Genomic DNA, 24098 nt, shown 5'->3' with positions numbered 1-24098 from the left:
GGGTGTAACACGCGCGGCCGCGGGGCCGATGTACTTCGCGTATGCCCTGGTCGGGGCTCAAGAAGGGTATGGATTTCATGTTCCGTCGCGTCGCCACACTCGCGTGTGCCGCCTTCGCCGGTGCCGCACTCGTCGGTCTGTCCTCAGGTACCGCGGCAGCGCAGAGCGCCTGCCCCGATGTGCACTGGATCGGCGCCGCAGGCTCCGGCGAGCGCACGCCCGCCGAGGTGGCGCAGAACGACGGAATGGGCCGCGTGGTCTACCAGTCCCTGCAGGAGTTGTCCGCCCAGGTGCAGGAGGACGGTCGCACCATGACCGCCGAAGCAGTCGAGTACCCCGCCGTCGAGGCGCCGGGTGAAGACGGCGGTGTCGGTGAGTGGCTGGGTTTCATCGGAAGTGTGGATGCCGGAGCGGCGGCGCTGGGAAAGCAATACGAGGGGTTTGTCCAGCGCTGTCCGGCAACCAAGGTGGTGCTCGCCGGTTATTCGCAGGGCGCGATGGTCGTGCACCGCAATCTGCAGGCGCTCGAAGCCAGCCCTAATCTCGCCGCGGTGCTGCTGGTCGCCGACGGTGACCGCCTGCCCGAGGATCCGACCCTGAACCTGGGGACGGCCAGTGGCATTCCCGAGCGCGGCAAGGGGGCCGCGCAGGATTGGCCGATCCTGGCGCATGCACCCGGCCCGATGTCGCCGGCCATCGGCGCGCGCACGATCAGTGTTTGTGATCTCGGCGATGCCGTCTGCGATTACAACCCCGACGATGAAGAATCCTCGGTGTCATACGCACGGGGCGTGGCGATTCACACCAGTTACGCCTCGACGACGGGCCTGGACTGGACGGCGCCGCTGTACTTCCTGCTCGGCGGTCCCGACGCCCAGGCGCCCGAGGCCCAGCCGATCGTCCCGCTCAGCGCGAGCGCACCGACCCGGTAGGCGTGCGCGCGATCCACAGGACCAGCGCACTGGCGATCACCAGCAGTGCCGCCAGCACCCCGAGGATCGTGTCGATCGCGCTCGCCGTCGACTGACCGCCGCGCTCGAGCATCTCCAGCACCGTTCCCGACACCGCGACACCGACTCCGGCGAGTGTCACCAACACCGTCAGCGTCACGCCCGCCGCCTCGCCGGCCCGTTCGGGGCGTACGACGGCCTGGGTGGCGATGGTGGTGAACGCGTACACCAAACCCAACGTGAACCCGCACGCCGACAACGCGGGCAGATAGACGATCCATTCGCCCGACGCCGCCAGGGCGGCCAGCGAGATTGCCGCCCCTCCACTGGTCACCCCCATCACGAGCAATGGCGGCCGGTTGGCGGCGAGGCGTCCCGACAGCACGCCGCCCAGCGCGGCGCCGGCCGAAGGGCCGAGGAAGACGAGACCTGCCATCAGGGGGTCCAGCGCCCGTATCTGCTGCAGGTTCAGCGTCGACAGGAAGATCGCCACCGCGTAGGCGATGTTCGCGGTGGCGCCGGCGATCACGAGCACCGCGAAGCGGGCGTTGCGCATCAGCGACAGATTGACCAACGGCCACGGCACCCGGTTCTCGACGACGACGAAGAGCGAGAGCGCGGCCAGCGACCCCGCAAATGCGACGACGGTGGGCACCGAGACCCACCCCCAGTGCGGCGCTCGGTCAAATGTCAACGTGAACAAGCCGATTCCGGCGGTGATCAGCGCCAGCCCCATGATGTCGAGACGATGCGGGGCAGTCTCATCCGAGGACTCGCCGATGCTCCACGCGCCGAGCGCGAGTGAGACCAACGTCAGTGGAACGTTGAGCCAGAAGATCCACCGCCAGCCAGCGGTGTCGGTCAGCAGGCCGCCGATCAGCGGGCCCGCGGCGTTGCCCAAACCCGCTATGCCGTAAGCCAACCCGATGGCATGGCTGGCCTTGACCGCGGGAAAGGCATTCGTGAGCACGCTCACCGAAACCGGGAAGATCAGCGCGGCACCGAGTCCCTGCAGCGCGCGGAAGGCCACGATCAGCGGCACGGACGGGGCGACCGCGCACAGGGCCGACGCCAGACCGAACAAAGCGATGCCGGCCATCAAGGCCTTGCGGCGCCCGAAGATGTCACCGATCCGCCCCGCCGGAACCATGAAGGCGCCCAACGTGAGCATGTAGACGCTGATCACCCATTGCAGGTCCGACGGTGTGCTGTTGAGATCGGATGCCATCCGCGGCAGCGCGAGATTGGCCGCGAAGTAGTCGATTTGCACGCAGAACAATGCCATCGAGACGGCCGCCAGGACCCACCGGGCCTTCACAGGTTTCGTCGACTCTGACCCCGCGACCACCGCCCGACGATACGACTCATAACTGCAGAATTCGGGCTAATCTGACACGCGAGGCGACGACCACTTTCCATAGGAGCTTGGCCTTATGTCCACTTTCTGGCGGTACGTCAAGATTCAGGCGTTTGTGCTGTTGTGCGGCATCGTCGGCCCCATCTTCCTGGCGATCTACTTCGCGTCTGGGGCGCAACCGATCATGAAATGGATGTTCTGGGCGGGTCTGGCGATCACCGTCCTCGACGTGCTGATCGCCCTGGGTATCACCAGCATGGGCGCCAACAGGGCCGCCAAGACGCAGGCCCTGGAACAGGCCGGTGTGCTGGCGCTGGCGCAGGTCGTCGGGATTCACGAAACCGGGACGCGGATCAACGAGCAGCCCCTCGTGAAGATCGATCTGCAGATCTCCGGGCCAGGTATCGCGCCGTTCGCCAGCCAGGATCGGGTGATCGCGTCGATTTCGCGACTGCCGATGATCACCAGCCGCAAGCTCGTCGCACTGGTCGACCCCACCACGAACGAATATCAAATCGACTGGGAAAGAAGCAGTTTGGTAAGCGGCATGATGCCTGCGACCTTCACCATCGCCGAGGACAACAGGACCTACGATCTGTCCGGACAGGTCGGGCCGCTGATGGAGATCCTGCAAATCCTCAAGGCCAACAACATCGGCCTGAACAACATGATCGATCTGCGTGCCAATCCGGCCGCCCGCCAACAGGTGCAGGCAGTCGTGCGGCGGGCTGCGGCAGCACAAGCGCCCGCCGCTCCGGCGCAGGCGGCAGCGCCCTCGGCGGCCCAGTTCGCGTCCGCGCCAGCCGAACCGTCGACTGCGCAGCGTCTGCAGGAGCTGGAGACCCTGCGCGCCACCGGTGCGATCTCAGACGACGAATACACGGCCATGCGTCAACAGATCTTAGCTGACTTGTAGTCAACGCTCAGGAGTGGATCGCGATGACCGATATCGAGACGGCCACACCGAAAAGAGATCCGAAGGTCAGCCTCCCGACGCTGACCGCGATGGTGGTCGGCTCGATGATCGGGGCCGGGGTCTTCCTGCTGCCACGCCGGTTCGGCACCGAGACCGGAGTGCTCGGGGCCCTCATCGCGTGGACGATCGCCGGCTTCGGAATGCTGATGCTGGCGTTCGTGTTTCAGCGCCTCGCGATGCGCAAGCCGGACCTCGATGCAGGCATCTTCGCCTACGCCAAGGCAGGTTTCGGCGACTACGTCGGATTCAACTCGGCCATTGGCTACTGGGCATCGGCCTGCGCGGGCAACACGTCGTACTGGGTGCTGATCACGGCGACGTTGAGCGCGTTGGTACCCGCGTTCGGCGCGGGGGACACGGTGCTCGCCGTCGTGGTGTCCGCGATCTGTGTCTGGCTGTTCGCGGCCTTGGTGATGCGCGGAGTCAAGGATGCGGCCGTCATCAACTACATCGTGACCATCGCCAAGGTGGTGCCGATCCTGATGTTCATCGTGATCGTGGGTATCGCGTTTCAGGCTGATGTGTTCGCCGACAATTTCTGGGGTGGTGCAGAAGGATATTCGTTCTCGGCGATCTGGGACCAAGCCACCGGGACCATGCTGATCACCGTGTTCGTGTTCCTGGGAATCGAGGGCGCAAGCGTCTATTCGCGGATGGCGCGCAAACGCGAGGATGTGGGCCGCGCCACGGTCGTCGGCTTCCTCGGTGTGCTGAGCGTTTTCGCCTTGGTCACGCTGGTCTCCTACGGTGTGATGCCCCAGGACGAGCTCGCCGGTGTGACTCAGCCGTCCATGGCCGCAGTGCTGGAATCGGTTGTCGGACACTGGGGATCAATCTTCATCCGCGTCGGTGTGATCATCTCGGTACTGGGCGCGTATCTGGCGTGGACATTGATGGCTGCGGAAGTCCTCTACATTCCCGCCAAGTCCGAGGACATGCCGAAGTTCCTGGCGCGCACCAACAGCCACGGCGCACCCGTCACCGCACTGATCATGGCCGCCGGATTGATCTCCCTGCTTCTGGTGGCACTGCTATTCGCCGCCGACGCACTCGATTTCATGCTGGATCTGACTGCCGCGCTATCCCTGATTCCCTACCTACTCGCGGCGGCCTACGCGCTGAAGCTGACGGCCACCCGTGAGACGTACGGGGACGGCAAATCGCTGGTGCCGGACATGGTGATCGCCGGCCTGGCGACGGTCTACACCCTGTTCCTGGTCTATGCGGCAGGCGTCGACAAGCTCCTGCTGTCATGCATCCTGTACGCGCCGGCGGCGGCGCTCTACTTCAAAGCACGACGCGAACGCGGTCTTCGCGTTTTCCGGCCTGCCGAGGCGGTCCTGTTCGGGGTGATTCTCCTCGGCGCCATCGCAGCTGTGGTGTCCTTGGCAACTGGAGCGATCGAAATCTAGCGGGCAGACGTTTGAGAGGAACTGAAGTGACGAATCCTTCTGCGAACTACGGCGTTCACTCCGAGGTCGGCAAGCTGCGCAAGGTGCTGGTGTGCTCGCCGGGTCTGGCTCACGAGCGACTCACGCCGACCAACTGCGATGACTTGCTGTTCGACGACGTGCTGTGGGTGCAGAACGCTCGTCGCGACCACTTCGACTTCATCGACAAAATGCGCGACCGCGATGTCGAGGTGGTCGAACTGCACGACCTCCTGGCCGAGACGATGGAAATCCCCGAAGCCAAAGACTGGCTGCTGGACCGCAAGATCGTGCCGAACGAAGTCGGCCTGGGGCTCGTCGACGACACGCGTGGCTTCCTGAATTCGCTGATACCCCAGCGACTGACGGAGTTGTTGATCGGCGGCATGTCGACCCGAGACCTGCCGTCTGAGATCCAGTCCGGGTACCGTTCCCTGGCCCGTGAGGCGACCGGCGTCACCGAGTACCTGATGCCGCCACTGCCGAACACGCTCTACACCCGCGACACGACCTGCTGGATCTATCACGGCCTGACGCTCAATCCGCTCTTCTGGCCCGCGCGACACGACGAAACATTGTTGATGAAGGCCATTTACGAGTTCCATCCCGACTTCGTCGGCTCGACGGTGTGGTGGGGCGATCCGGAGGAGTCGTGGGGGATGTCGACGATCGAGGGTGGCGACGTCCTGGTGCCCGGCAACGGTGTCGTCATCATCGGGATGAGCGAACGCACCTCACGTCAGGCGATCACGCAGGTGGCCGCCAAGCTGTTCGCCGAGAAGGCGGCGACCAAGGTGATCGTCGCCGGAATGCCGAAGCTACGCGCGGCCATGCACCTGGACACGGTGTTCACTTTCGCCGACCGCGATGTCGTGACCCTGTATCCCGACATCGTCGATTCGATCCAGACGTTCATCTTGCATCCCAGCGATGCCGACCCGGGTGTGGAGGTGGAGGAGGCGACGAAACCCTTCGTCGAAGTGGTGGCCGCCGCGCTGGGACTGGACGCCCTGCGGGTCGTGGAAACCGGTGGCACCAAGTATGACTCGGAACGCCAGCAGTGGGACAGTGGCAACAACCTGGTAGCCGTCGAGCCGGGCGTGGTGTTCGCCTACGACCGCAACACCCACACCAACACCCTGCTGCGCAGGGCGGGTATCGAGGTGATCACCATCGTCGGCGCCGAGCTGGGCCGCGGCCGCGGCGGCGGGCACTGTATGACCTGTCCGATCATCCGCGACGGCCTCGACTGACCGGGCACTAGAACACGTTCCAGTTCGGCTGTTAGCCTGGTCCGCAGCTTCACGAAAGGAGCAGCGGTGACGGCGACTGACGCGCCCCTGGAAGGGCGAGTGGCATTCGTAACGGGGGCCGCGCGCGGCCAGGGTCGGGCGCACGCGATCCGGTTGGCCGGCGAGGGCGCCGACATCATCGCCATCGATGTCTGCAGACCCATCTCCGACACGATCACCTACCCGCTGGGTAGCTCGGAGGAACTCGCCGAGACCGTACGGGCGGTGGAAGCCACGGGCCGCAAGGTGCTGTCGCGTGAGGTCGACGTGCGTGATCTGGCCGCACTGCAGCAGATGGTCGCCGACGGGATCGAGCAGTTCGGTCGGCTGGACATCCTGGTGGCCAACGCGGGCGTGCTGAGCTGGGGCCGCCTCTTCGAGATGTCCGAGGAACAGTGGAACGCCGTCATCGACGTGAACTTGAACGGCACGTGGAAGACGATCCGCGCCGCCGTTCCGGCGATGATCGAGGCGGGCAACGGCGGCTCGATCATCATCGTGAGCTCGTCGGCGGGACTGAAGGCCACTCCGGGCAACGGCCACTACGCGGCGTCCAAGCACGGCCTGACCTCCTTGACCAACTCGCTGGCGCTGGAGGTGGGCGAGTATGGGATTCGGGTGAACTCGATCCATCCGTACTCCATCGACACGCCGATGGTGGAGAAGGAAGCGATGATGGAGCTCTTCGGAAAGTTCCCGAGCTTCATCCACAGCTTCAAGCCCTTCCCGTACCGCCCGGTGAGTCAGGAAGGCGCGTCGAGTCTGCAGGACTTCATGACTGCTGAAGAGGTTTCCGACGTGGTGGCGTGGTTGGCCGGCGACGGGTCGATGACGATCTCGGGCAGCCAGATCAACGTCGACCGCGGCACGATGAAGTACTAGTTTTTTCTCCCGCGAGCAGACGCAAAAGCGTCCTTTTTTGGATGATTTAGGGCAGTTTCGCGTCTGCTCGCCGAGTAGGTAAGTGCTAGCCCGGCAGTACCAGGACCGGTACCGGGCTGTGCCGCAGGATCTTTGACCCACGGGAGCCGAGAAACACCCGGGCGATTCCGCCCGACGGTTTCGTGCCGATGGCGAGCAGGTCGCCGTCTTGCCAATCGACGGCGTCGATCGCCTGATCCCAGCCGTTGCCGGTGGCGACTTGCAGCTCGACGTCATCGCCGACCACGCCCTTGGATTTCAACTCGGCCAACGTTTCTCGGGCCTGAGCTGCCCATGCTTCGAGTAACGAGTCCTCGGCGTGCAACCCCACCTCGGGCGGGTACATGGTGCGACCCCTGACGGCGAAGGTGATGACCCGCATCGGGACGCCCAGTCGTTGAGCAAGCGCCGCAACGCGTTCGACCACGAACACACACTCCGGTGTGCCCGGATAGGCGCACGTGATGCGGGTCAATCCGCCGGCCTTCGTGCCGCGGTAGCCTCGCGGGCTGATGGACAGCGGCACCGATGACGAGTGCAGCAACCGATCCGCAGTCGAACCGATGACGACCTGCCCGAGCTTTCCGTCGGCCGCCGAACCCAGCACCAGCGCTTCGGATTTGAGCTCGTCGACGGCTTCGAGTAGCCCACCGGAAGCCGACCGGTGTGCGACCTTGTGGAAGTCCACCTTGATGCCGGTGCCGATCGACGTCAGGCACTCCTGCGCCTCTTTCGCCGAGTCGGCGGCAAGCTGGTCGGCGTACTGGGCGTATTCGGCATCGATGCGGGCTATCGAGGGCGTCATCCACGGCCGTGGTACCACGGTCACCACGGTCAGCGACGTCCGCAGCGTCCTCGCGGCTTCCGTCGCAAGGTAGAGCGGCGACCGGCCGCTCTTGCCGGCCAGATAGCCGACTGCGACGCTCACTGAGGATCCTTCGGCGGAAGTAACACCTCGTCCTCCTGCGCCGCGGCGGCGGGGATGAGACCGTCACCGCCGTCGTTCAGCGCGCTGTGACGGCGACTCCACAGGAAGTAGAAGCCCAGAACCGCTGCCACCCAGGCGCCGAACCACAGCCAGGTGTTCGGGGGCAGGCCGTACAGGATCCATACGCAGGCGGCGATGGACAGGATGGGCGTAACGGGATAGCCGGGAACCTTGAAGCCACGCGGCAGGTCCGGTTCGCGGCGTCGCAGGATGATCACGCCGACCGAGACCGTGATGAAGGCGACGAGGGTGCCGATCGACACCAGGTCCCACAGGTAGTCGATGGGGACGAAGCCCGCCAGCAGCCCCGTGATGACGGCCACGACGATGGTGTTGTTCACCGGTGTCATGCTTTTAGGGTTGACCTTGGCGAACATCGATGGAAGCAACCCGTCGCGGCCCATGGCGAACAGGATGCGGGTCTGCCCGTACATCACCACGAGTGTCACCGAGAAGATCGAGATCACCGCACCGAGGGCGAGGATCGTGCTGGCCCAGGTCGCGCCCCCGAGAACATTCTCGAGGATGACCGAAAGCCCTGCCTCGGACTGTTCTTCGGATCCGAATGCTTCGGCGTCCTGAGTGCCCAAGCCGGCGAACGCCACCAGGATGTAAATGGTGGTGACCGCGATCAACGCGGCGATGATCGCGCGCGGCATGGTCTTCTGTGGATTCTTGACCTCATCGCCGGCAGTGGAAACCGCATCGAGTCCGATGAAGGTGAAGAAGATGGTGGCCGCACCCGCGGTAATTCCGGCAAAGCCGGCCTTCCAGAATCCGGCGAAGTGGTCGGTGGTGAACGCGGTGAAAGCGACTGCGACGAACAGCGCCAGCACACCCAACTTGATGATCACCATGACGGTGTTGACCGTGGCGGACTCGCTGGCACCGCGGATCAGCAGCAGCGCACACATGACGATCAAGAGCATGGCGGGAAGGTTGACGATGCCCGGTGTCTCAGCGAACGGCGAAGCGCTCAGCGACTGCGGCAGAGTGAATCCGAACAAGTTGTCCAGCAGCTTGTTCAGATAACCGCTCCATCCGACAGCCGTCGCCGACATCGAGACGCCGTATTCGAGAAGCAGGCATGCGGCCACGCCCATCGCGACGAATTCGCCCATCGTCGTGTAGGCGTACGAATAGGTTGATCCGGAAACCGGCACGGCGGACGCCATCTCCGCGTAGCAGATAGCCGATAGGCCCGCGGCGATGCCCGCGATCACGAACGAGATCAGCACCGCGGGACCGGCCTTTGGCACCGCCTCCTGGAGCACGATGAAGATTCCGGTGCCGACGGTCGCGCCGACGCCGAACATCGTCAGCTGAAAAACGCCGATACTTCGTTTGAGGTGGTCGGAGGCGCCATGTGCAACCGGCGCACCAATCACCGGTCGGCGCCGCAACATCTGGGCGGAGAGGCTTGGCGATGGGGCGGTCATAGTGCCTCCTATGAGCTATAACGCAGTACCGGACAAGTGTGAACCCGAGTCGGCCAAAACGTCGGCGAATTGGTCAATCGCCCAGTCGATCTCCGCCGCGGTGATCACCAGCGGTGGTGCGAAGCGCAACGTCGAACCGTGCGTGTCCTTAACCAGCACACCACGTTCGGCCAGCCTGACGGTGATCTGCTTTCCCGTGCCGAGCGCCGGATCGATGTCCACGCCGGCCCACAGCCCCATTCCACGCACCGCGACCACACCGGACCCGATGAGCGCGCGCAGCCGCGCATGCAGATGCTCTCCGAGTTCTGCTGAGCGCGACTGGAATTCACCTCGCCGCAACATTGCCACGACCGTCGTCCCGATGGCCGCGGCAAGCGGATTGCCGCCGAACGTGGAGCCGTGCTCGCCGGGGTGCAGCACCCCGAGCACATCGCGGTCGGCGACCACGGCGGACAACGGAACCACACCGCCGCCCAGGGCTTTGCCGAGCAAATAGATGTCGGGCACCACCCCGAAGTGGTCGCATGCGAATGTGCGACCGGTGCGCGCCAGCCCCGACTGAATCTCGTCGGCGATCATGAGCACGTTGCGTTCGGTGCACAGTGCCCGGACCCGGGGCAGAAAATCGCGGGGCGGAACGACGATCCCGGCCTCACCTTGGATCGGCTCGAGCAGCACGGCAACGGTGTTCTCGTCGATCGCGGCCGCCAGTGCATCGGCGTCACCGAACGCCACCGAGCGGAACCCGGGGGTGTACGGCCCGAAACCCCGTCGAGCCGTTTCGTCGTCGGAGAAACTGATGATCGTGGTGGTCCGGCCGTGGAAGTTGTTGTGCGCCACCACGATGTTGCTCTGACCCGCGGGCACGCCTTTGACGTCGGTGCCCCACTTCCGCGCCACCTTGATACCGCTCTCCACCGCTTCCGCGCCGCTGTTCATCGGCAGGACCATCTCCTTGCCGCAGAGTTCGGCGAGCGACTGGCAGAACGGGCCGAGCCGGTCGGAGTGGAACGCGCGGCTCACCAGAGTCAGGCTGTCCAGCTGTGCGTGGGCCACCGCGGTGATCTCCGGATTGCGATGACCGAAGTTGACGGCGGAGTACGCCGCCAGACAATCGAGATAGCGACGACCCTCGACATCGGTCACCCAGACGCCGTCGGCACTGGTGGCGACCACCGGCAGCGGCGAGTAGTTGTGCGCGACGTAGCGGCCGTCCACCGCGATCGCCGCTTCGGTGCTGCTCATGATGTCGACAACGGTCACGGATGCACCTCCAATGTGCAGCATTTGACGGATCCGCCGCCCTTGAGCAGCTCTGACAGATCGATGCCGATGGGCCGGAAGCCGGCGGTGCGCAATTGTTCGGTGAAGCCGGTCGCCGCGGCGGGCAACACCACGTTGAGACCGTCGGACACCGCGTTGAGGCCAAGGACGTAGGCATCGGCACTGCCCACCTCGATGGCGTCGGGGAAGAGCTCGAGCAGTTTGGTCCTGGACGGGTCGCTGAATGCGGGTGGGTAGTACGCGATCGTGGTGGCGTCGAGCACGGCGAGCGCGGTGTCGAGGTGATAGAAGCGCGGATCGACGAGTTCGAGGCTGACGACAGGCATCTGCAGGATGGCCGCTATTTCGTCATGTGCCTGCCGTTGCGTGCGAAAGCCGTAACCCGCCAACACGATCGAACCGACGACCAGCAGGTCTCCCTGGCCTTCGTTCGTGTGCCGGGTGTCGGCGGGGCGATAGCCGTGGCGGGTCATCCATTCGGCATACGCGGCGGACTCGCCGGCGCGCTGCGGATAGGTGAATCGAGCGGTGACGGCCTTGCCGTTCACCATCATTCCGCCGTTGGCGGCGTAGACCATGTCGGGAAGCCCGACGATGGGTTCGATCAACTCGACAGCGTGGCCGAGTTCCTTGTACGTCTGCCGCAGGGTTTCCCACTGGTTGAACGCGAGGTGGGTGTCCACAGCCACCGAGGTGTCCATCCACGGGTTGATCGCGTACTCGACGGTGAAGAACGTCGGCGCCGTCATGGCGTAGCGCCGTATCGAGGGCACACGTTCTGGCGGTACGTCGGCGCCGGGGCGCCTGCGTGGGGCGGCGGCGACATCTGCAATCGTCATAAATCAACGATATGGCCCAGAATTTTTGCAATCAATCACCGTCTCTTGCGTATTAACGCATGATTCATTGTGCAGAAGCTAGGATATCGGTGATTTGTTGCGTGGAGGTGATGATGGACCGTCTGGACCAGACAGACGAGCGCATTCTGGCCGAGCTCGCCAACGATGCGCGTGCCACGTACGCCGAGATCGGCGAACGGGTGAGCCTGTCGGCGCCTGCCGTGAAACGCAGGGTCGATCGACTGCTCGACAACGGCGTCATTCGGGGCTTCACCACGGTGGTGGACCGCAGCGCGCTCGGTTGGAACACCGAGGCGTACGTGCAGGTGTTCCGCCACGGCACGATTACGCCAGAACGGTTGCGCGCGGCCTGGATTGACATCCCCGAGGTGATCGGCGCGGCCACCGTCACCGGGACGGCCGACGCGATCCTGCACGTGCTCGCACGAGACATGCGGCATCTGGAAGAAGCGCTGGAGCGCATTCGCTCGGCCGCCGACGTCGAACGCAGCGAAAGCATCGTCGTGCTGACCAACATCATCGATAGGGACCGCAGCTGACGGGGTGGCGGACAATTCGCGGGAGCCATCGTGCAAAATCTGCGCATGTCCACCACTGGGGGAGTAGTCATCGTCGGCGGCGGTCTGGCCGCCGCCCGCACCGCTGAACAGCTCCGACGTTCCGAGTACGCCGGACCGGTCACCATCGTCAGCGACGAGGATCATCTGCCGTACGACCGGCCGCCACTGTCGAAAGAAGTGCTGCGCGCCGAGACCGACGATGTCACGCTCAAGCCCGCCGAGTTCTACGAAGAGAACGACATCACCGTGTTGCTCGGCAGCGGAGCCCGGTCGGTCGACACCGCGGCCAAGACGCTGACGCTCGCCGACGGCACCGAGTTGCCCTACGACGAGCTGATCATCGCCACCGGTCTGGTGCCCAAGCGCATCCCGTCGTTCCCGGATCTCAAGGGGATCCACGTCCTCCGCAACTTCGACGAAAGCCTTGCGTTGCGCGCGGAGGCGGGCTCGGCGACACGAGCCGTCGTGGTCGGTGCGGGTTTCATCGGGTGCGAGGTCGCGGCGAGCCTGCGCGGCATGGGTGTCGACGTCGTCCTGGTGGAGCCGCAGCCGTCGCCGCTGGCATCGGTACTCGGCGGACAGATCGGCGAGTTGGTCGCCCGGCTGCACCGCGCCGAGGGCGTCGACGTGCGATGCGGCGTCGGGGTGTCGGAGGTCAGCGGATCCGAGCGGGTCGAGAGGGTGGTCCTGGGCGACGGCACCGAACTCGAGGCTGATCTCGTCGTGGTCGGTATCGGTTCGCATCCGGCCACCGGGTGGCTCGACGGCAGCGGCCTTGAGATCGACAACGGGATCGTCTGCGATGACCGTGGCCGGTCGAGCGCACCTCATGTGTGGGCGATCGGCGACGTCGCGTCGTGGCGCCACACCCTTGGCCACCAAGTGCGCGTGGAACATTGGAGCAACGTCGCCGACCAGGCACGAGTGCTGGTGCCCGCGATGCTGGGCCAGGACGCGCCGTCGACGGTGTCGGTGCCGTACTTCTGGAGCGACCAGTACGACGTCAAGATCCAGTGCCTCGGCGAGCCCGAGGCCGACGACGTCGTGCACGTCGTCGAGGACGACGGCCGCAAGTTCCTGGCGTATTACGAGCGCGACGGCATCGTCGCCGGAGTGGTGGGCGGCGGCATGCCGGGAAAGGTCATGAAGGCCCGCTCCAAGATCGCGGCGGGCGCACCCATCGCCGACGTCCTCGGTTAATCAGCGATTTCGGTGCGCAAACGTTCACTGAGCGACTGTATGCGCACCGAAATCGCAATCTGTCAGAACTGGCCGAGATAGAACCGCGTGCCCTGGTCGTCGGTGCACTGTGCCGATTGGCCGTACGCCTGCGTCGACGGCTCCTCGATCACGGTGCCCCCGGCCTCGCGGACCCTCGCCACGGCCGCGTGGACGTCGGCGACGGTCCACATCGGCACCGTGACCGACTGCGTGCTGCCGCCGGCGACGCCGGCCATCGGGTGGGTGTGCTGAATCTGCCAGCCGTCGTCGATGCGACCCGGCTCGAACGACCAGAACAGCAGCCCGCTGTAGAACGCCCGGAACGCGCGCGAGTCCGGCGCCTCGTAGGTGATATACGAAAGCTCGCCTGGCCCAGAGCCATTCAGCTCCGGCCGCGCGATTCCCGGTGCAGGCTCGAACACCGCGAACGCCGCGCCTGACGGGTCGGTGGCGTCCAGCACTGAGCCGAAGTCGAAGTCGCGCACGTCACCGGCTGTCCCGCCGGCGGCCACGATCGCTTGTCGTGCTGCTTCGAGATCGTTTACGGCATAGCTGCACAGCATGCCTTGTCGGCTGTCGACGCTGTAGATGCCGATGCGCTGCTTGGTGTTGGTGACCTGACCGGTGGCGCGGTCGAATTCCCAGCCCAGCACATGACCGTAGAAGGCCGCCGCCCGCTCGGCGTCCGGCGCCCACACCGAGACGTAACCGACATCACCGTGCTGGATGGTGACCGCCGCGCCGGTCGTCGGGCCATTGAGCGACCAGCAATGCCCGAACGGGTCGATGATCGCGGCGTTGCGCGAACCGTGAGCCTCGCGGGTTTCCTGACGTACGGTGGCACCGCGGTCGCGGGCCCGCTCCACCGCGATGTCGGTGTCGGCGACAGCGATCACGAGCATGACTGAAACAGCCTGCGGAGCCGGGGCTTTCATGCCGATCTCCGGATACTCGTCGGCGAGATAGAACATGCCGCCGCCAAGTGTTAGCTCGGCATGACCGATGCGGCCGTCATCCATCACGACGGGTTCGCCGACCACGGTGGCGCCCAGCACGTCGACGTACCAGTCGATGGCTTCGCGAGCGTTGGCCACTGAGAGATATGGCAGCGCCGCCGATCGGGGCACGGCGGAGGACGTGGTGGGTTCGGCCAGTTCGGCTATCGCGGTATCGGTGCCGCTCATGTCAACTCCTCGGGTTCGATTGGGCAGGTTCAGCGCGCTTTCCAGGCGTGCGCGCAGCCGCGCCGCGAACGCCGGATCTGGTTGGGCGACAAGCTCATCACCGTGCAGCACGGTCAGCGGATCGTGGCTGTTGTTGATGCCGTCGTTCACGACTTCCCTCCTTCCGGCTCCGGATAGTGGGCTCTGAAGGCTCGTCGCGCCCGCACCAGCAACGCCTCGGTGGCGTGGACGGTCCGTCCGATCAACTCCGCGCACTCGGGCACGGAACAGTCATCCATGTAGCGCAACGCCAGCACGGTGCGATGGTGCTCGGGCAGTTTGGCCATGACGGCCTCCGCGACGATGCGGTCGAGCTCGGCATCCCAGTCGTCGCCCGGGTCGACAGTCTCGGGCAGTTCGGCGACCGGGATGTTGAACCGGTCGTGGCGACGGCGGTAGTGATCCGCCAGCTTGTGGCGCGCCACTCCGAGCAGCCACGGCAACGTCATCGGCGGGGGCACGTCCTTGCGAGCGGCATCCATCGCCGCCAGGAACGTGTCCGACGTCAGGTCTTCGGCCGTTCCGCGGTCGCTGCAGCGCCGGACGAAATACCCGTACACGACCGGCATCGATTCGTCGTACATCGCCAGTAGCTGCCGCGGAGCGTCGTTGCCATCCGGTTCGGCGCTCACACCCTTATCGTCGCCGCGGAGGCCCGAACTCCGACGCCCGAATCGGAAATCTTTTCAGCGGCCGGGATCGTCCAGCGCCTTCAGTCCGGCGCTGACGGTGTCGAAGGCGTCGCCGAGCGCCTGCGCAAGCGAGACAGACTCGTCGTCCAACCAGTGTTGATACGCCGACAGCGCCGCGCCGAGCATGGTCCAGGCCACCGTCTGCGGCACGACGTCGGCTTCCTTCATGCCCAGCCGGCGCGCGACGAAGGCGACGACGACTGCGCGCCAGCCCGCGTACATGGTCATCGAGTACGCCTGAAGCTCGGCGGTCTGCAGGATCACCCGCATGCGCTGCCGGTGCCGTGCGGTCTCCGCGTCGTCAAATGTGTTGAATGCCAACAGCGCAGTGCGTAACGCGGCGTCGATCCCCACGTCGGGGTCGAGATCTGACAGCAGGTCCCGCATCCGCGCCAGATGTGCCTCGAAGTCACCCCAGGGCAGCGCGTTCTTGGACGGGTAGTAGCGGAACAGCGTGCGCCGCGCGATGCCGGCAGCCTCGGCGACGTCGTCGACGCTGACCTCGTCGAACCCGCGGGCGGCGAACAGATCGATCGCCACATTGCTGATGTGTTCCCAGCTCGTCGACCGCCGGCGGCCGACGCGGTGCTGGGATTCCGGTTGCACGTCAGCTCCTTTTCCGGGGGGTCGGCTTTCATTCTGGCACTCGATGCCATATTATTGCGATCTCGATCACAGTTTGTCGAGATCCTGTCAAGGAAAGGTGCGGATAGTGGAGCCGAATCAGACAGCGGAAACCTCGGGCGACGAGCTCGTCACCGAGACCTTGGTCGAAGAGGTGTCGATCGACGGGATGTGCGGGGTCTACTGACCGTGGCCTCGTCAGCAGCTGAGACCGGGACCGACATCGCGTTCGATCCCGACCTCAGTTGGCGGCTCCACCCCCAGGTGGCCGTACGGCCCGAGCCGTTCGGTGCGCTGCTGTATCACTTCGGTACGCGCAAGCTGTCGTTCTTGAAGAACCGGACGATCGTCGAGGTGGTCAACACATTGGCCGACCACCCCGACGTCCGGTCCGCCTGCCGCGCCGCCGGCGTCGACGATGCGCAGCAGGCCCCCTACCTTCACGCCCTTCGCGTACTCGCTCAATCGAAGATGTTGGTGCCGCAATGACAACAATGGAATCGCCTGCCGCCCAGCCCGTTCCACGGCTCATCGAGCAGTTCGAGCATGGACTGGATGCGCCGATCTGCCTGACGTGGGAACTCACCTACGCCTGCAATCTGGCCTGCGTGCACTGCCTGTCGTCCTCGGGCAAGCGTGATCCGCGCGAGTTGACCACCCAGCAGTGCAAGGACATCATCGACGAACTGGAACGTATGCAGGTGTTCTACGTGAACATCGGTGGCGGGGAACCGACTGTGCGGTCGGACTTTTGGGAGCTCGTCGACTACGCCACCGAACACCACGTCGGGGTGAAGTTCTCCACCAACGGCGTGCGCATCACACCCGAGGTGGCAGCGCGGCTCGCGGCCAGTGACTACGTCGACGTGCAGATCTCGCTGGACGGTGCGACGGCCGAGGTCAACGACGCCATCCGGGGAGCGGGCTCGTTCGCGATGGCCATCCGGGCGTTGGAGAACCTCGCCGCCGCGGGCTTCAAGGACGCGAAGATCTCCGTCGTGGTGACCCGCGAGAACGTCGACCAGCTCGACGATTTCGCCGCCTTGGCAGCGCGTTACGGTGCCACGCTGCGGATCACCCGGCTGCGGCCGTCCGGCCGCGGGGCCGACGTGTGGGATGAACTGCACCCCACCGCGGAGCAGCAGGTGCAGCTCTACGACTGGCTGGTGGCCAAGGGGGACGGTGTCCTCACCGGTGACTCGTTCTTCCACCTGTCGGGTCTGGGCGAGCCCGGCGCGCTGGCGGGCCTGAACCTGTGCGGGGCGGGTCGGGTGGTGTGCCTCATCGACCCGGTCGGCGACGTGTACGCCTGCCCGTTCGCTATCCACGACCGCTTTCTTGCCGGAAACATCCTCACAGATAACGGTTTTGACAACGTGTGGAAGAACGCTCCGCTGTTCCGCGAGCTGCGTGAGCCGCAGTCGGCAGGAGCGTGCGGCAGCTGCGGTCACTACGACAGCTGCCGCGGCGGATGCATGGCCGCGAAGTTCTTCACCGGATTGCCGATGGACGGCCCGGACCCCGAATGTGTGCAGGGCTACGGGGCACCGGCGTTGGCCGCCGACCGTGTCAAGCCCAAGTCCAGCGTTGACCACTCGCGTAGTCAGCCGGTCATGCTGAAACTGCTGACCAAGCCTCCTGCCCGACTCTGTAACGAAAGCCCGGTGTAACTCATGGCCGACATCTGGTTCGAGACTGTCGCGGCCGCCCAGGAGCGGGCCAAGCGACGGCTACCCAAGCCGGTGTACTCGGCGCTGCTCGCGGCCAGCGAGCGCGGCGTCACCGTCGCCGACAACGTCGACGCATTCGCCGAGCTGGGCTTCGCGCCGCACGTCATCGGCGCTACCGAGAAGCGCGACCTCGCGACAACCGTTATGGGCCAGGATATTTCGATGCCGGTGGTGATATCACCGACCGGTGTGCAGGCCGTCCACCCAGACGGTGAGACCGCCGTCGCGCGGGCCGCGGCCGCCCGAGGAACCGCGATGGGTCTGTCGTCGTTTGCGAGCAAGCCGATCGAAGAGGTGATCGTCGCCAATCCCAAACTCTTCTTCCAGGTGTACTGGCTCGGGGGCCGGGACGCGATCGCGGCGCGGGTCGAGCGCGCGCGCCAGGCGGGTGCCGTCGGTCTCATCGTCACCACCGACTGGAGCTTCTCGCACGGCCGGGACTGGGGGAGCCCCAAGATCCCCGAGGAGATGAACCTGCGCACCACGGTGCGGATGCTGCCGACGGGGCTGAGCAGGCCCGGCTGGCTGTGGCAATGGGGTAAGACCTTCCGGCCGCCGAACCTGCGGGTGCCCAATCAGGCTGCGCGCGGCGAGGCCGGTCCGCCGTTCTTCGCGGCGTACGGCGAATGGATGGGTACCCCGCCGCCGACCTGGGAGGACATCGCCTGGCTGCGCGAGCTGTGGGGCGGGCCGTTCATGCTCAAGGGCGTGATGCGGGTCGACGACGCCAAACGTGCTGTGGACGCGGGTGTTTCGGCTATCTCGGTGTCCAACCATGGCGGTAACAACCTCGACGGCACGCCTGCGTCGATTCGGGCGTTGCCGGCGATCGCCGCCGCCGTCGGAGACGACGTCGAGGTGCTGCTCGATGGCGGCATCCGACGTGGCAGTGACGTGGTGAAGGCCGTCGCTCTCGGCGCGCGCGCGGTCATGATCGGGCGGGCGTATCTCTGGGGCCTGGCCGCCAATGGGCAGGCGGGTGTCGAGAACGTGCTCGACGTTCTGCGGGGCGGCATCGACTCGGCGTTGATGGGACTCGGCCATGCGTCGGTGCACGACCTCCGCCCCGACGACGTACTGGTGCCCGAAGGGTTCGCTCGGGCTCTCGGGATACCGGGCACCCCCACCGCCTGAGCGGGCTGTCGCCTTCACCCAGCTTTTCCTGGTACAGGCGTGGCTCAGGGGGCTGACGTGAATGCCTCGTTGTCGCAAGCGCAAATTTTTGGAAATCAATTGCTGCGCATGCGCCAACAATTGGCGCACACCAGGTGAATTCGGCCTACCATCGGCCTGTGCCCTATGGAAGCGAGCTCGCGAACGCAACGTCGCGGCAGCTGCAGAGCACGTCACCAGCATTGATCATTCCCGTCGGTTCCACCGAACAGCACGGGCCCCACCTGCCACTCGACACCGACACGCGCATTGCGACCGCCGTGGCGCGTGCCCTGGCCGACCGGCTCGTGCCGGCGAATGAATCGAAATGGATGGTCGCTCCGGCGATCGAGTACGGCGCCAGCGGCGAGCATGAAGAGTTCAGCGGCACCGTGTCGATCGGCACGTCCGCCCTGCGCCTGCTGCTGGTGGAGTTCGGCCGGTCCGCGTCGCGCTGGGCGTCGCGCCTCGTCTTCGTCAACGGACACGGAGGCAACGTGGAAGCGCTGGCCACTGCCGCGGCATTGCTGCGATACGAGGGCCGCGACGTGGGCTGGTGTTCCTGCAGTGCGGAGAACGCCGACGCGCATGCCGGTCATACCGAAACCTCTGTATTGCTACATATTTCGCCTGCCGACGTCTGGATCAACGAGTGGGTTCCCGGCAACAGCGCCCCGCTGGGACAGTTGATGCCCGCGATGCGTCAAGGAGGGATCGCCGCGGTCAGTGAAGTGGGTATCCTCGGTGACCCCACCACCGCTACCGCAGAGGAAGGCGCGCGCATCTTCGCCGAGATGGTCGACGGATGTTTGCGGCGTGTGACTCGTTGGACGCCTGACCGGAACGGAATGCTGACATGACCGGACCGCGGCTGCCCGACGGGTTCGCCGTCCAGGTGGATCGCCGGGTGAAGGTCCTCGGCGAGGGGTCCGCATTGCTCGGCGGATCGCCAACCCGGTTGCTGCGATTGGCGCCCGCGGCGCAGACGATGCTCACCGGCGGCCGGCTCGAGGTGCACGACGCGGTCAGCGCACAGCTCGCGCGCACGCTGCTCGACGCGACAGTGGCGCATCCGCGGCCCGCGACCGGACCCTCGCATCGCGATGTCACAGTCGTTATTCCTGTGCGGGACAACATCTCTGGCCTCCGCCGCCTGGTCGCGGCCCTTCGTGGCATGCGAATCGTCGTGGTCGACGACGGGTCGGCCACCCCGGTACAGCAGGCCGACTTCGCCCAGATGTACAGCGATGTCCAGATCCTGCGACACGATCGCAGCAAGGGGCCCGCGGCCGCCCGCAACACCGGCATGGCCGCGTGCCACACCGACTACATCGCGTTCCTCGACTCCGACGTGGTGCCGCGCCGCGGGTGGCTCGAGGCGCTGCTCGGGCATTTCTGCGATCCCGCGGTGGCACTCGTAGCACCGCGGATCATCGGCCTGCGTGAGCCGGAAAACCTGGTGGCCCGCTACGAGGCCGTCAGGTCCTCCCTCGACCTCGGTATGCGCGAAGCGCCCGTCGTGCCGTTCGGGACCGTCGCCTATGTGCCAAGCGCCGCGATCATCTGTCGAAGTGCCGTGCTCAAGGAATTGGGCGGTTTCGACGAGACGCTGCGGTCCGGCGAAGACGTCGACCTGTGCTGGAGGTTGATCGAGGCAGGAGCTCGGCTGCGCTACGAACCCGTCGCTCTGGTCGCTCACGATCATCGCACGCAACTGCGAGAGTGGCTGTCGCGCAAGTCTTTCTACGGAGAGTCCGCCGCACCGCTGTCGGTCCGGCACCCCGGGAAGACGGCACCGCTCGTCATCTCGGGCTGGACGCTGGTCGCGTGGATGCTGATGGCGATGGGTTCGGGAATCGGCTACCTGGCGTCGATGGTGGTCGCCACGATCACTGGGCGCCGTATCGCACGGTCGCTGTCCACCGTGGAGACCGAACCCAGGGAAGTGGCCGTGGTGGCAGCCCACGGATTGTGGTCCGCGGCGCTGCAGCTGGCGTCGGCCATCTGCCGCCACTACTGGCCCGTCGCGTTGGTCGCGGCACTGCTTTCCCGACGATGCCGTCAAGTGGTGTTGGTGGCGGCCATCGTCGACGGAGTGGTGGACTGGATCACCCGCAACGGCAACAGTGAGGACGACACCAAACCGGTCGGTCTGCTCACCTACATCCTGCTCAAGCGGCTCGACGACATGGCGTATGGTGCGGGGCTGTGGACCGGCGTCGTGCGTGAACGTCACGTCGGCGCGCTCAAGCCGCAGATTCGGACCTGAAGCCCCGCCTTGCACTGCGATGTGTTGATCGTCGGCGCCGGAAGCGCCGGATCAGTATTAGCGGAACGACTTTCGGCCGACTCAAGTTGCCGCGTCACCGTCATCGAAGCCGGCCCGGCCCCCTCCGATCCATCCGTTCTGACACAGATCACCGACGGCTTGCGGTTGCCGATCGGCGCCGCCAGCTCGGTGGTGCGGCGCTATCCGACGACCCTGACCGACGACCCCGAGCGGCACGCACAGATCATGAGGGGTGCAGTCGTCGGCGGATCGGGTGCGGTCAACGGCGGCTATTTCTGCCGTGGACTGCCGTCGGACTTCGACGGCTGGGGGCTGGCCGGTTGGGCGTGGTCCGACGTGCTGCCGCATTTCCTGGCCATCGAGACCGACCTCGACTTCGGCGGTCCTCTGCATGGTCGCGACGGTCCTATTCAGGTGCAGCGGGTTACCGAATTCGACGGCTGTACCGCGACTTTCGTCAACGCCGCGGAAGCGGCAGGGTATCGGCGGGTGGATGATCTGAACGGCTCCGCGCCGGATGCCCCGCTCCCTTCGGGAGTCGGCCCGGTGCCGTTGAACATCAACGGTGGTACGCGGGTCGGTCCCGGTGGCGCCTTCCTCAAGCCCGCCATGGCTCGCGCCGGTCTCACCGTGCTGACCGATACCAGGGCGACGCGCATCCGGATCGTCGACGGTCGCGCGGTGAGCGTGCAATGCGTCGGGCCCGACGGACCTGTCGATGTGACCGCCGACCGAATCGTATTGTCGGCCGGTGCGATCGGATCCGCGCATCTGCTGATGCTGTCGGGCATCGGCCCGCAACGGATGCTGAGCGCCGCGGGAGTACCCGTGGTCGCCGACCTCCCGGTGGGTGCCGTAACCGCGGACCATCCGGAGTGGGTGCTTCCGGTGGACTGGACCGAGACGCACGGTCTGCCACCCCTGGAGGCGGTGCTGACCACCGATGACGGGCTCGAAATCAGGCCGTACACCGCGGGTTTCGGCGCGATGGTGAGCGGTCGGCGCGACGACCCGGCCGACCACCCGCACATCGGGGTCGCCCTCATGCAGCCTCGATCGCGCGGCAGGGTCCGGCTGGTGTCGGCGGACCCTGACGTGGGCCCCGTCATCGAGCACCGGTACGACAGTGAACCCGCAGACGTCGCGGCGCTGCGTGCCGGCGCCGAGTTGGCACGCGAACTCGCCGGTGCGCATGCGCAATCCGAGAAGACATCGTGGTCGACGTCGCAACATCTGTGCGGCACCGCGCGGATGGGACGCGAGGACGACAGCACGGCGGTGGTCGACGCGCGGTGCCGGGTGCGCGGCATCGACGCGCTATGGGTGGTCGACGGCTCGGTGCTTCCCCGCATCACCAGCCGAGGCCCGCACGCCACCACCGTCATGCTCGGCCACCGGGCCGCCGAGTTCGTCCGCTGAATTGCCGGCACCGGCGCCCGCGTCTGAGGCCGACCGGCGCGCGGTGATCCCTCGAGCGAGGCGTGACTGTTTGCCGTCTCGACCCGGGGCCCAGATCGCGACGAACGCCGCGGCAAGCGCCGACACGATGGCAAGCACAAGCAGCGCCAGGCTCATCGAGTCGATGAAGGCAGCCGTCGCGATGTCCGCCAGCCGTGTGCCCTGCGGCCCCATCTGCTCGGCAATCGCCAGCGCATTGGCAAGGGAATCCAGCGCTCCCGTGCGTATCTGCTCGGGGAAGCCGGTCAGCGTCGGAGACAGTACGGCGCCGTACTGCGCCGCCAGGACCGAGCCGGCGACCGCGATTCCCACCGCAGCACCGACCTCACGCGTGGTGTCGTTGACCGCCGATGCGACACCCTGTTTCTCGGTGGGGACGGCGTTCATGATCGCCGAGGTGGTCGGCGCCACGCACAAGCCGATTCCCGCACTCGTGACCAGCATCGGCCAGACGAGATCGAGATAGGACGACCCGGCGTCGAAATAGCGCATCAGGAACAGCCCCACCCCGATGAGGGACAAGCCCAGCGCGACGGCGATGCGCAGCCCGACCTTCGGCAGGTACAGATGCATCGTCGCGCCGAGAATCATGATCGGCACCGCCAGCGGCGCAAGGGCGAACGCCGTCTGCAGTGGGCTGTAGCCGAGCACCAGTTGGAGGTATTGCATCAGGATGAAAAAGAACCCGAAGTTGGCGAAGAAGAGGATGGTGATGCCGATCGATCCGGTGGTGAAGTCGGGTCTGCCGAACAGGCGGACGTCGAGCAGGGGGTGACGGCGTCGAAGTTCGACCACCGCGAACGCGACGGCCAGCGCGACTCCGGCGATCATGCAGCCCCACACCACCGGATGGCTCCACCCACGTACCGGTGCTTCCACGACACCGAAGACGAAAACCGCTACGGCCGAACCGATCAGCGCCGCACCGACGCCGTCGATCGGGGTGGCGGTGTCGTCGCGCGACGATCGAATGGTGAACGTGCAGACGATCAGCGCGAGAGCCGACGCGGTGAACGCATAGAAGATCGATTGCCACGGGAAGAACTGCAGAAGCAGCCCGGTGCCCATGAATCCGACGATCGCGCCCGAACTGGCGACACCGGCCCAGATACCAACAGCCTTGTTGCGCTCGGCTTTTGGGAATGCCGCGGTCAACAGGGACAGCGTCGCGGGCATGATGAACGCCGCCCCGACCCCGGCCAGCACCCGGGACAGGATTATCTGAACCGGACTGTCGAAAAACGCCGGTGCGATCGAGGCCACCGCGAAGATCGCCAATCCGGCCACCAGTGCACCCCGCCGCCCGTACCGGTCACCGATTGCGCCCGCGGGCAGCAGCAGGCAGGCCAGCACGACTGTGTAGCCGTCCACGATCCAGGTGAGCTGGGTCTGGGTCGCCGCGGTGTCCACCGCGATGTCGGGCAGCGCCGCGTTGAGCGCGACCATCGAGGAAATGACCAGCAGCACGCCGAGGGCGGCGACGGTGAGCAACCAAATGCGCCCGAATTTGGACAGGCTCGCCAGGTTCGCGTCGATATTCTGGTCAGGCGGGGTGAGGGTGTCGACCATGGATCGCGCTCCCTTCCGCGGAGATTTTTGAGACTAACAGTCTCGTAGCAAGACCAATAGTCTTGTTCCCCGGGAGGAG

At 65.8% G+C, this 24098-nt stretch carries 23 protein-coding genes; 14 read left to right on the top strand and 9 right to left on the bottom strand.

Annotated elements, in window-relative coordinates; translation table 11 throughout:
* The first annotated feature begins 77 nt into the window (after window positions 1-77).
* A complete protein-coding gene (locus tag G6N36_RS14030) occupies window positions 78-932 on the top strand; it encodes a cutinase family protein (RefSeq protein ID WP_163690676.1) in 855 nt (284 codons plus the stop codon).
* Here G6N36_RS14030 and G6N36_RS14025 read toward each other — a convergent pair.
* Window positions 907-2298, bottom strand: coding sequence for an MFS transporter (locus G6N36_RS14025; protein WP_235690045.1), 1392 nt, complete (start codon window positions 2296-2298; stop codon window positions 907-909). The two genes, G6N36_RS14030 and G6N36_RS14025, sit on opposite strands and share 26 nt — an antisense overlap.
* Before the next feature lie 85 nt (window positions 2299-2383).
* Between G6N36_RS14025 and G6N36_RS14020 the strand changes: the two genes are divergently transcribed.
* The 4 genes from G6N36_RS14020 to G6N36_RS14005 all read left to right on the top strand — a co-directional run bounded on the left by G6N36_RS14020 (window position 2384) and on the right by G6N36_RS14005 (window position 6887).
* Window positions 2384-3223: an SHOCT domain-containing protein gene (locus G6N36_RS14020; protein WP_163687025.1), complete on the top strand. Its 840-nt coding sequence runs from the start codon at window positions 2384-2386 to the stop codon at window positions 3221-3223.
* Between the two features lie 23 nt (window positions 3224-3246).
* Window positions 3247-4695, top strand: coding sequence for a basic amino acid/polyamine antiporter (locus G6N36_RS14015; protein WP_163687024.1), 1449 nt, complete (start codon window positions 3247-3249; stop codon window positions 4693-4695).
* A 26-nt stretch (window positions 4696-4721) separates the two neighbouring features.
* Window positions 4722-5966, top strand: a complete 1245-nt coding sequence (arcA, locus tag G6N36_RS14010; protein ID WP_163687023.1) for an arginine deiminase — start codon at window positions 4722-4724, stop codon at window positions 5964-5966.
* A 66-nt stretch (window positions 5967-6032) separates the two neighbouring features.
* Window positions 6033-6887 (top strand): mycofactocin-coupled SDR family oxidoreductase, encoded by an 855-nt coding sequence (locus tag G6N36_RS14005; RefSeq protein WP_179964789.1) that lies wholly within the window; start codon window positions 6033-6035, stop codon window positions 6885-6887.
* Window positions 6888-6972: 85 nt separating this feature from the next.
* Here G6N36_RS14005 and G6N36_RS14000 read toward each other — a convergent pair whose 3' ends face one another.
* The 4 genes from G6N36_RS14000 to ddaH are packed head-to-tail and all read right to left on the bottom strand — an operon-like array spanning window position 6973 to window position 11479.
* Window positions 6973-7854 carry a universal stress protein gene (locus G6N36_RS14000; RefSeq protein WP_163687022.1) on the bottom strand — a complete coding sequence of 294 codons (882 nt, stop codon included), beginning with the start codon at window positions 7852-7854 and terminating at the stop codon, window positions 6973-6975.
* Window positions 7851-9353: an amino acid permease gene (locus G6N36_RS13995; protein ID WP_163687021.1), complete on the bottom strand. Its 1503-nt coding sequence runs from the start codon at window positions 9351-9353 to the stop codon at window positions 7851-7853. The genes G6N36_RS14000 and G6N36_RS13995 overlap by 4 nt, the downstream gene beginning before the upstream one ends.
* 15 nt (window positions 9354-9368) lie before the next feature.
* A complete protein-coding gene (gene rocD / locus G6N36_RS13990) occupies window positions 9369-10643 on the bottom strand; it encodes an ornithine--oxo-acid transaminase (protein ID WP_276067507.1) in 1275 nt (424 codons plus the stop codon).
* Complete coding sequence (gene ddaH / locus G6N36_RS13985) at window positions 10616-11479, bottom strand: dimethylargininase (protein WP_163687019.1); 864 nt, start codon at window positions 11477-11479, stop codon at window positions 10616-10618. Before ddaH ends, rocD begins: the two co-directional genes overlap by 28 nt.
* A 113-nt stretch (window positions 11480-11592) precedes the next feature.
* On the opposite strand from ddaH, the gene G6N36_RS13980 reads away from it, so the two are divergent.
* Together G6N36_RS13980 and G6N36_RS13975 are read left to right on the top strand one after the other, a co-directional pair.
* Window positions 11593-12039 carry an Rv2324 family transcriptional regulator gene (locus G6N36_RS13980; protein ID WP_163687018.1) on the top strand — a complete coding sequence of 149 codons (447 nt, stop codon included), beginning with the start codon at window positions 11593-11595 and terminating at the stop codon, window positions 12037-12039.
* A 45-nt stretch (window positions 12040-12084) separates the two neighbouring features.
* Entirely contained in the window at window positions 12085-13260 is a 1176-nt protein-coding gene (locus tag G6N36_RS13975; RefSeq protein WP_179964788.1) for an FAD-dependent oxidoreductase, read from the top strand.
* Between the two features lie 62 nt (window positions 13261-13322).
* Here G6N36_RS13975 and G6N36_RS13970 read toward each other — a convergent pair whose 3' ends face one another.
* The 3 genes from G6N36_RS13970 to mftR are packed head-to-tail and all read right to left on the bottom strand — an operon-like array spanning window position 13323 to window position 15802.
* Complete coding sequence (locus G6N36_RS13970) at window positions 13323-14603, bottom strand: VOC family protein (protein WP_163690673.1); 1281 nt, start codon at window positions 14601-14603, stop codon at window positions 13323-13325.
* A gap of 8 nt (window positions 14604-14611) precedes the next feature.
* Window positions 14612-15136: an RNA polymerase sigma factor gene (locus tag G6N36_RS13965; RefSeq protein ID WP_163687016.1), complete on the bottom strand. Its 525-nt coding sequence runs from the start codon at window positions 15134-15136 to the stop codon at window positions 14612-14614.
* A 54-nt stretch (window positions 15137-15190) separates the two neighbouring features.
* A complete protein-coding gene (gene mftR, locus G6N36_RS13960) occupies window positions 15191-15802 on the bottom strand; it encodes a mycofactocin system transcriptional regulator MftR (protein ID WP_163687015.1) in 612 nt (203 codons plus the stop codon).
* A 106-nt stretch (window positions 15803-15908) separates the two neighbouring features.
* Here mftR and mftA point away from each other — a divergent pair, with 106 nt between their 5' ends.
* From mftA to mftG, 7 genes are all read left to right on the top strand, one after another.
* Window positions 15909-16007 carry a mycofactocin precursor MftA gene (gene mftA, locus G6N36_RS13955; RefSeq protein ID WP_083124592.1) on the top strand — a complete coding sequence of 33 codons (99 nt, stop codon included), beginning with the start codon at window positions 15909-15911 and terminating at the stop codon, window positions 16005-16007.
* Window positions 15992-16309, top strand: coding sequence for a mycofactocin biosynthesis chaperone MftB (gene mftB / locus G6N36_RS13950; protein WP_179964787.1), 318 nt, complete (start codon window positions 15992-15994; stop codon window positions 16307-16309). The genes mftA and mftB overlap by 16 nt, the downstream gene beginning before the upstream one ends.
* Window positions 16306-17490, top strand: coding sequence for a mycofactocin radical SAM maturase (gene mftC, locus G6N36_RS13945; RefSeq protein WP_179964786.1), 1185 nt, complete (start codon window positions 16306-16308; stop codon window positions 17488-17490). Before mftB ends, mftC begins: the two co-directional genes overlap by 4 nt.
* Window positions 17491-17493: 3 nt before the next feature.
* Window positions 17494-18684, top strand: a complete 1191-nt coding sequence (gene mftD, locus G6N36_RS13940; RefSeq protein ID WP_163687013.1) for a pre-mycofactocin synthase MftD — start codon at window positions 17494-17496, stop codon at window positions 18682-18684.
* Between the two features lie 134 nt (window positions 18685-18818).
* Window positions 18819-19562, top strand: coding sequence for a mycofactocin biosynthesis peptidyl-dipeptidase MftE (gene mftE, locus G6N36_RS13935; RefSeq protein WP_163687012.1), 744 nt, complete (start codon window positions 18819-18821; stop codon window positions 19560-19562).
* Window positions 19559-20971 carry a mycofactocin biosynthesis glycosyltransferase MftF gene (gene mftF, locus G6N36_RS13930; RefSeq protein ID WP_163687011.1) on the top strand — a complete coding sequence of 471 codons (1413 nt, stop codon included), beginning with the start codon at window positions 19559-19561 and terminating at the stop codon, window positions 20969-20971. The genes mftE and mftF overlap by 4 nt, the downstream gene beginning before the upstream one ends.
* A gap of 9 nt (window positions 20972-20980) precedes the next feature.
* Window positions 20981-22411 carry a mycofactocin dehydrogenase MftG gene (mftG, locus tag G6N36_RS13925; protein WP_163687010.1) on the top strand — a complete coding sequence of 477 codons (1431 nt, stop codon included), beginning with the start codon at window positions 20981-20983 and terminating at the stop codon, window positions 22409-22411.
* On the opposite strand, the gene G6N36_RS13920 is transcribed toward mftG, so the two are convergent.
* The gene (locus G6N36_RS13920) at window positions 22310-24019 is read right to left on the bottom strand and encodes an MFS transporter (RefSeq protein WP_163687009.1); all 1710 of its coding nucleotides are present in this window, start codon (window positions 24017-24019) and stop codon (window positions 22310-22312) included. The two genes, mftG and G6N36_RS13920, sit on opposite strands and share 102 nt — an antisense overlap.
* Window positions 24020-24098: the final 79 nt, after the last annotated feature.

The sequence above is a fragment of the Mycolicibacterium gadium genome (genome assembly GCF_010728925.1).
GTDB classification, from domain to species: Bacteria; Actinomycetota; Actinomycetes; order Mycobacteriales; family Mycobacteriaceae; genus Mycobacterium; species Mycobacterium gadium.
This window is presented reverse-complemented; position numbering and strand designations above follow the sequence as displayed.

Coding starts and splice junctions, on each gene's coding strand:
- G6N36_RS14030 (WP_163690676.1), top strand. CDS start 78: ATGTTCCGTCGCGTCGCCACACTCGCGTGTGCCGCCTTCGCCGGTGCC.
- G6N36_RS14020 (WP_163687025.1), top strand. CDS start 2,384: ATGTCCACTTTCTGGCGGTACGTCAAGATTCAGGCGTTTGTGCTGTTG.
- G6N36_RS14015 (WP_163687024.1), top strand. CDS start 3,247: ATGACCGATATCGAGACGGCCACACCGAAAAGAGATCCGAAGGTCAGC.
- G6N36_RS13995 (WP_163687021.1), bottom strand. CDS start 9,353: ATGACCGCCCCATCGCCAAGCCTCTCCGCCCAGATGTTGCGGCGCCGA.
- rocD (WP_276067507.1), bottom strand. CDS start 10,643: ATGCTGCACATTGGAGGTGCATCCGTGACCGTTGTCGACATCATGAGC.
- ddaH (WP_163687019.1), bottom strand. CDS start 11,479: ATGACGATTGCAGATGTCGCCGCCGCCCCACGCAGGCGCCCCGGCGCC.
- G6N36_RS13980 (WP_163687018.1), top strand. CDS start 11,593: ATGGACCGTCTGGACCAGACAGACGAGCGCATTCTGGCCGAGCTCGCC.
- G6N36_RS13975 (WP_179964788.1), top strand. CDS start 12,085: ATGTCCACCACTGGGGGAGTAGTCATCGTCGGCGGCGGTCTGGCCGCC.
- mftC (WP_179964786.1), top strand. CDS start 16,306: ATGACAACAATGGAATCGCCTGCCGCCCAGCCCGTTCCACGGCTCATC.
- mftD (WP_163687013.1), top strand. CDS start 17,494: ATGGCCGACATCTGGTTCGAGACTGTCGCGGCCGCCCAGGAGCGGGCC.
- mftF (WP_163687011.1), top strand. CDS start 19,559: ATGACCGGACCGCGGCTGCCCGACGGGTTCGCCGTCCAGGTGGATCGC.
- G6N36_RS13920 (WP_163687009.1), bottom strand. CDS start 24,019: ATGGTCGACACCCTCACCCCGCCTGACCAGAATATCGACGCGAACCTG.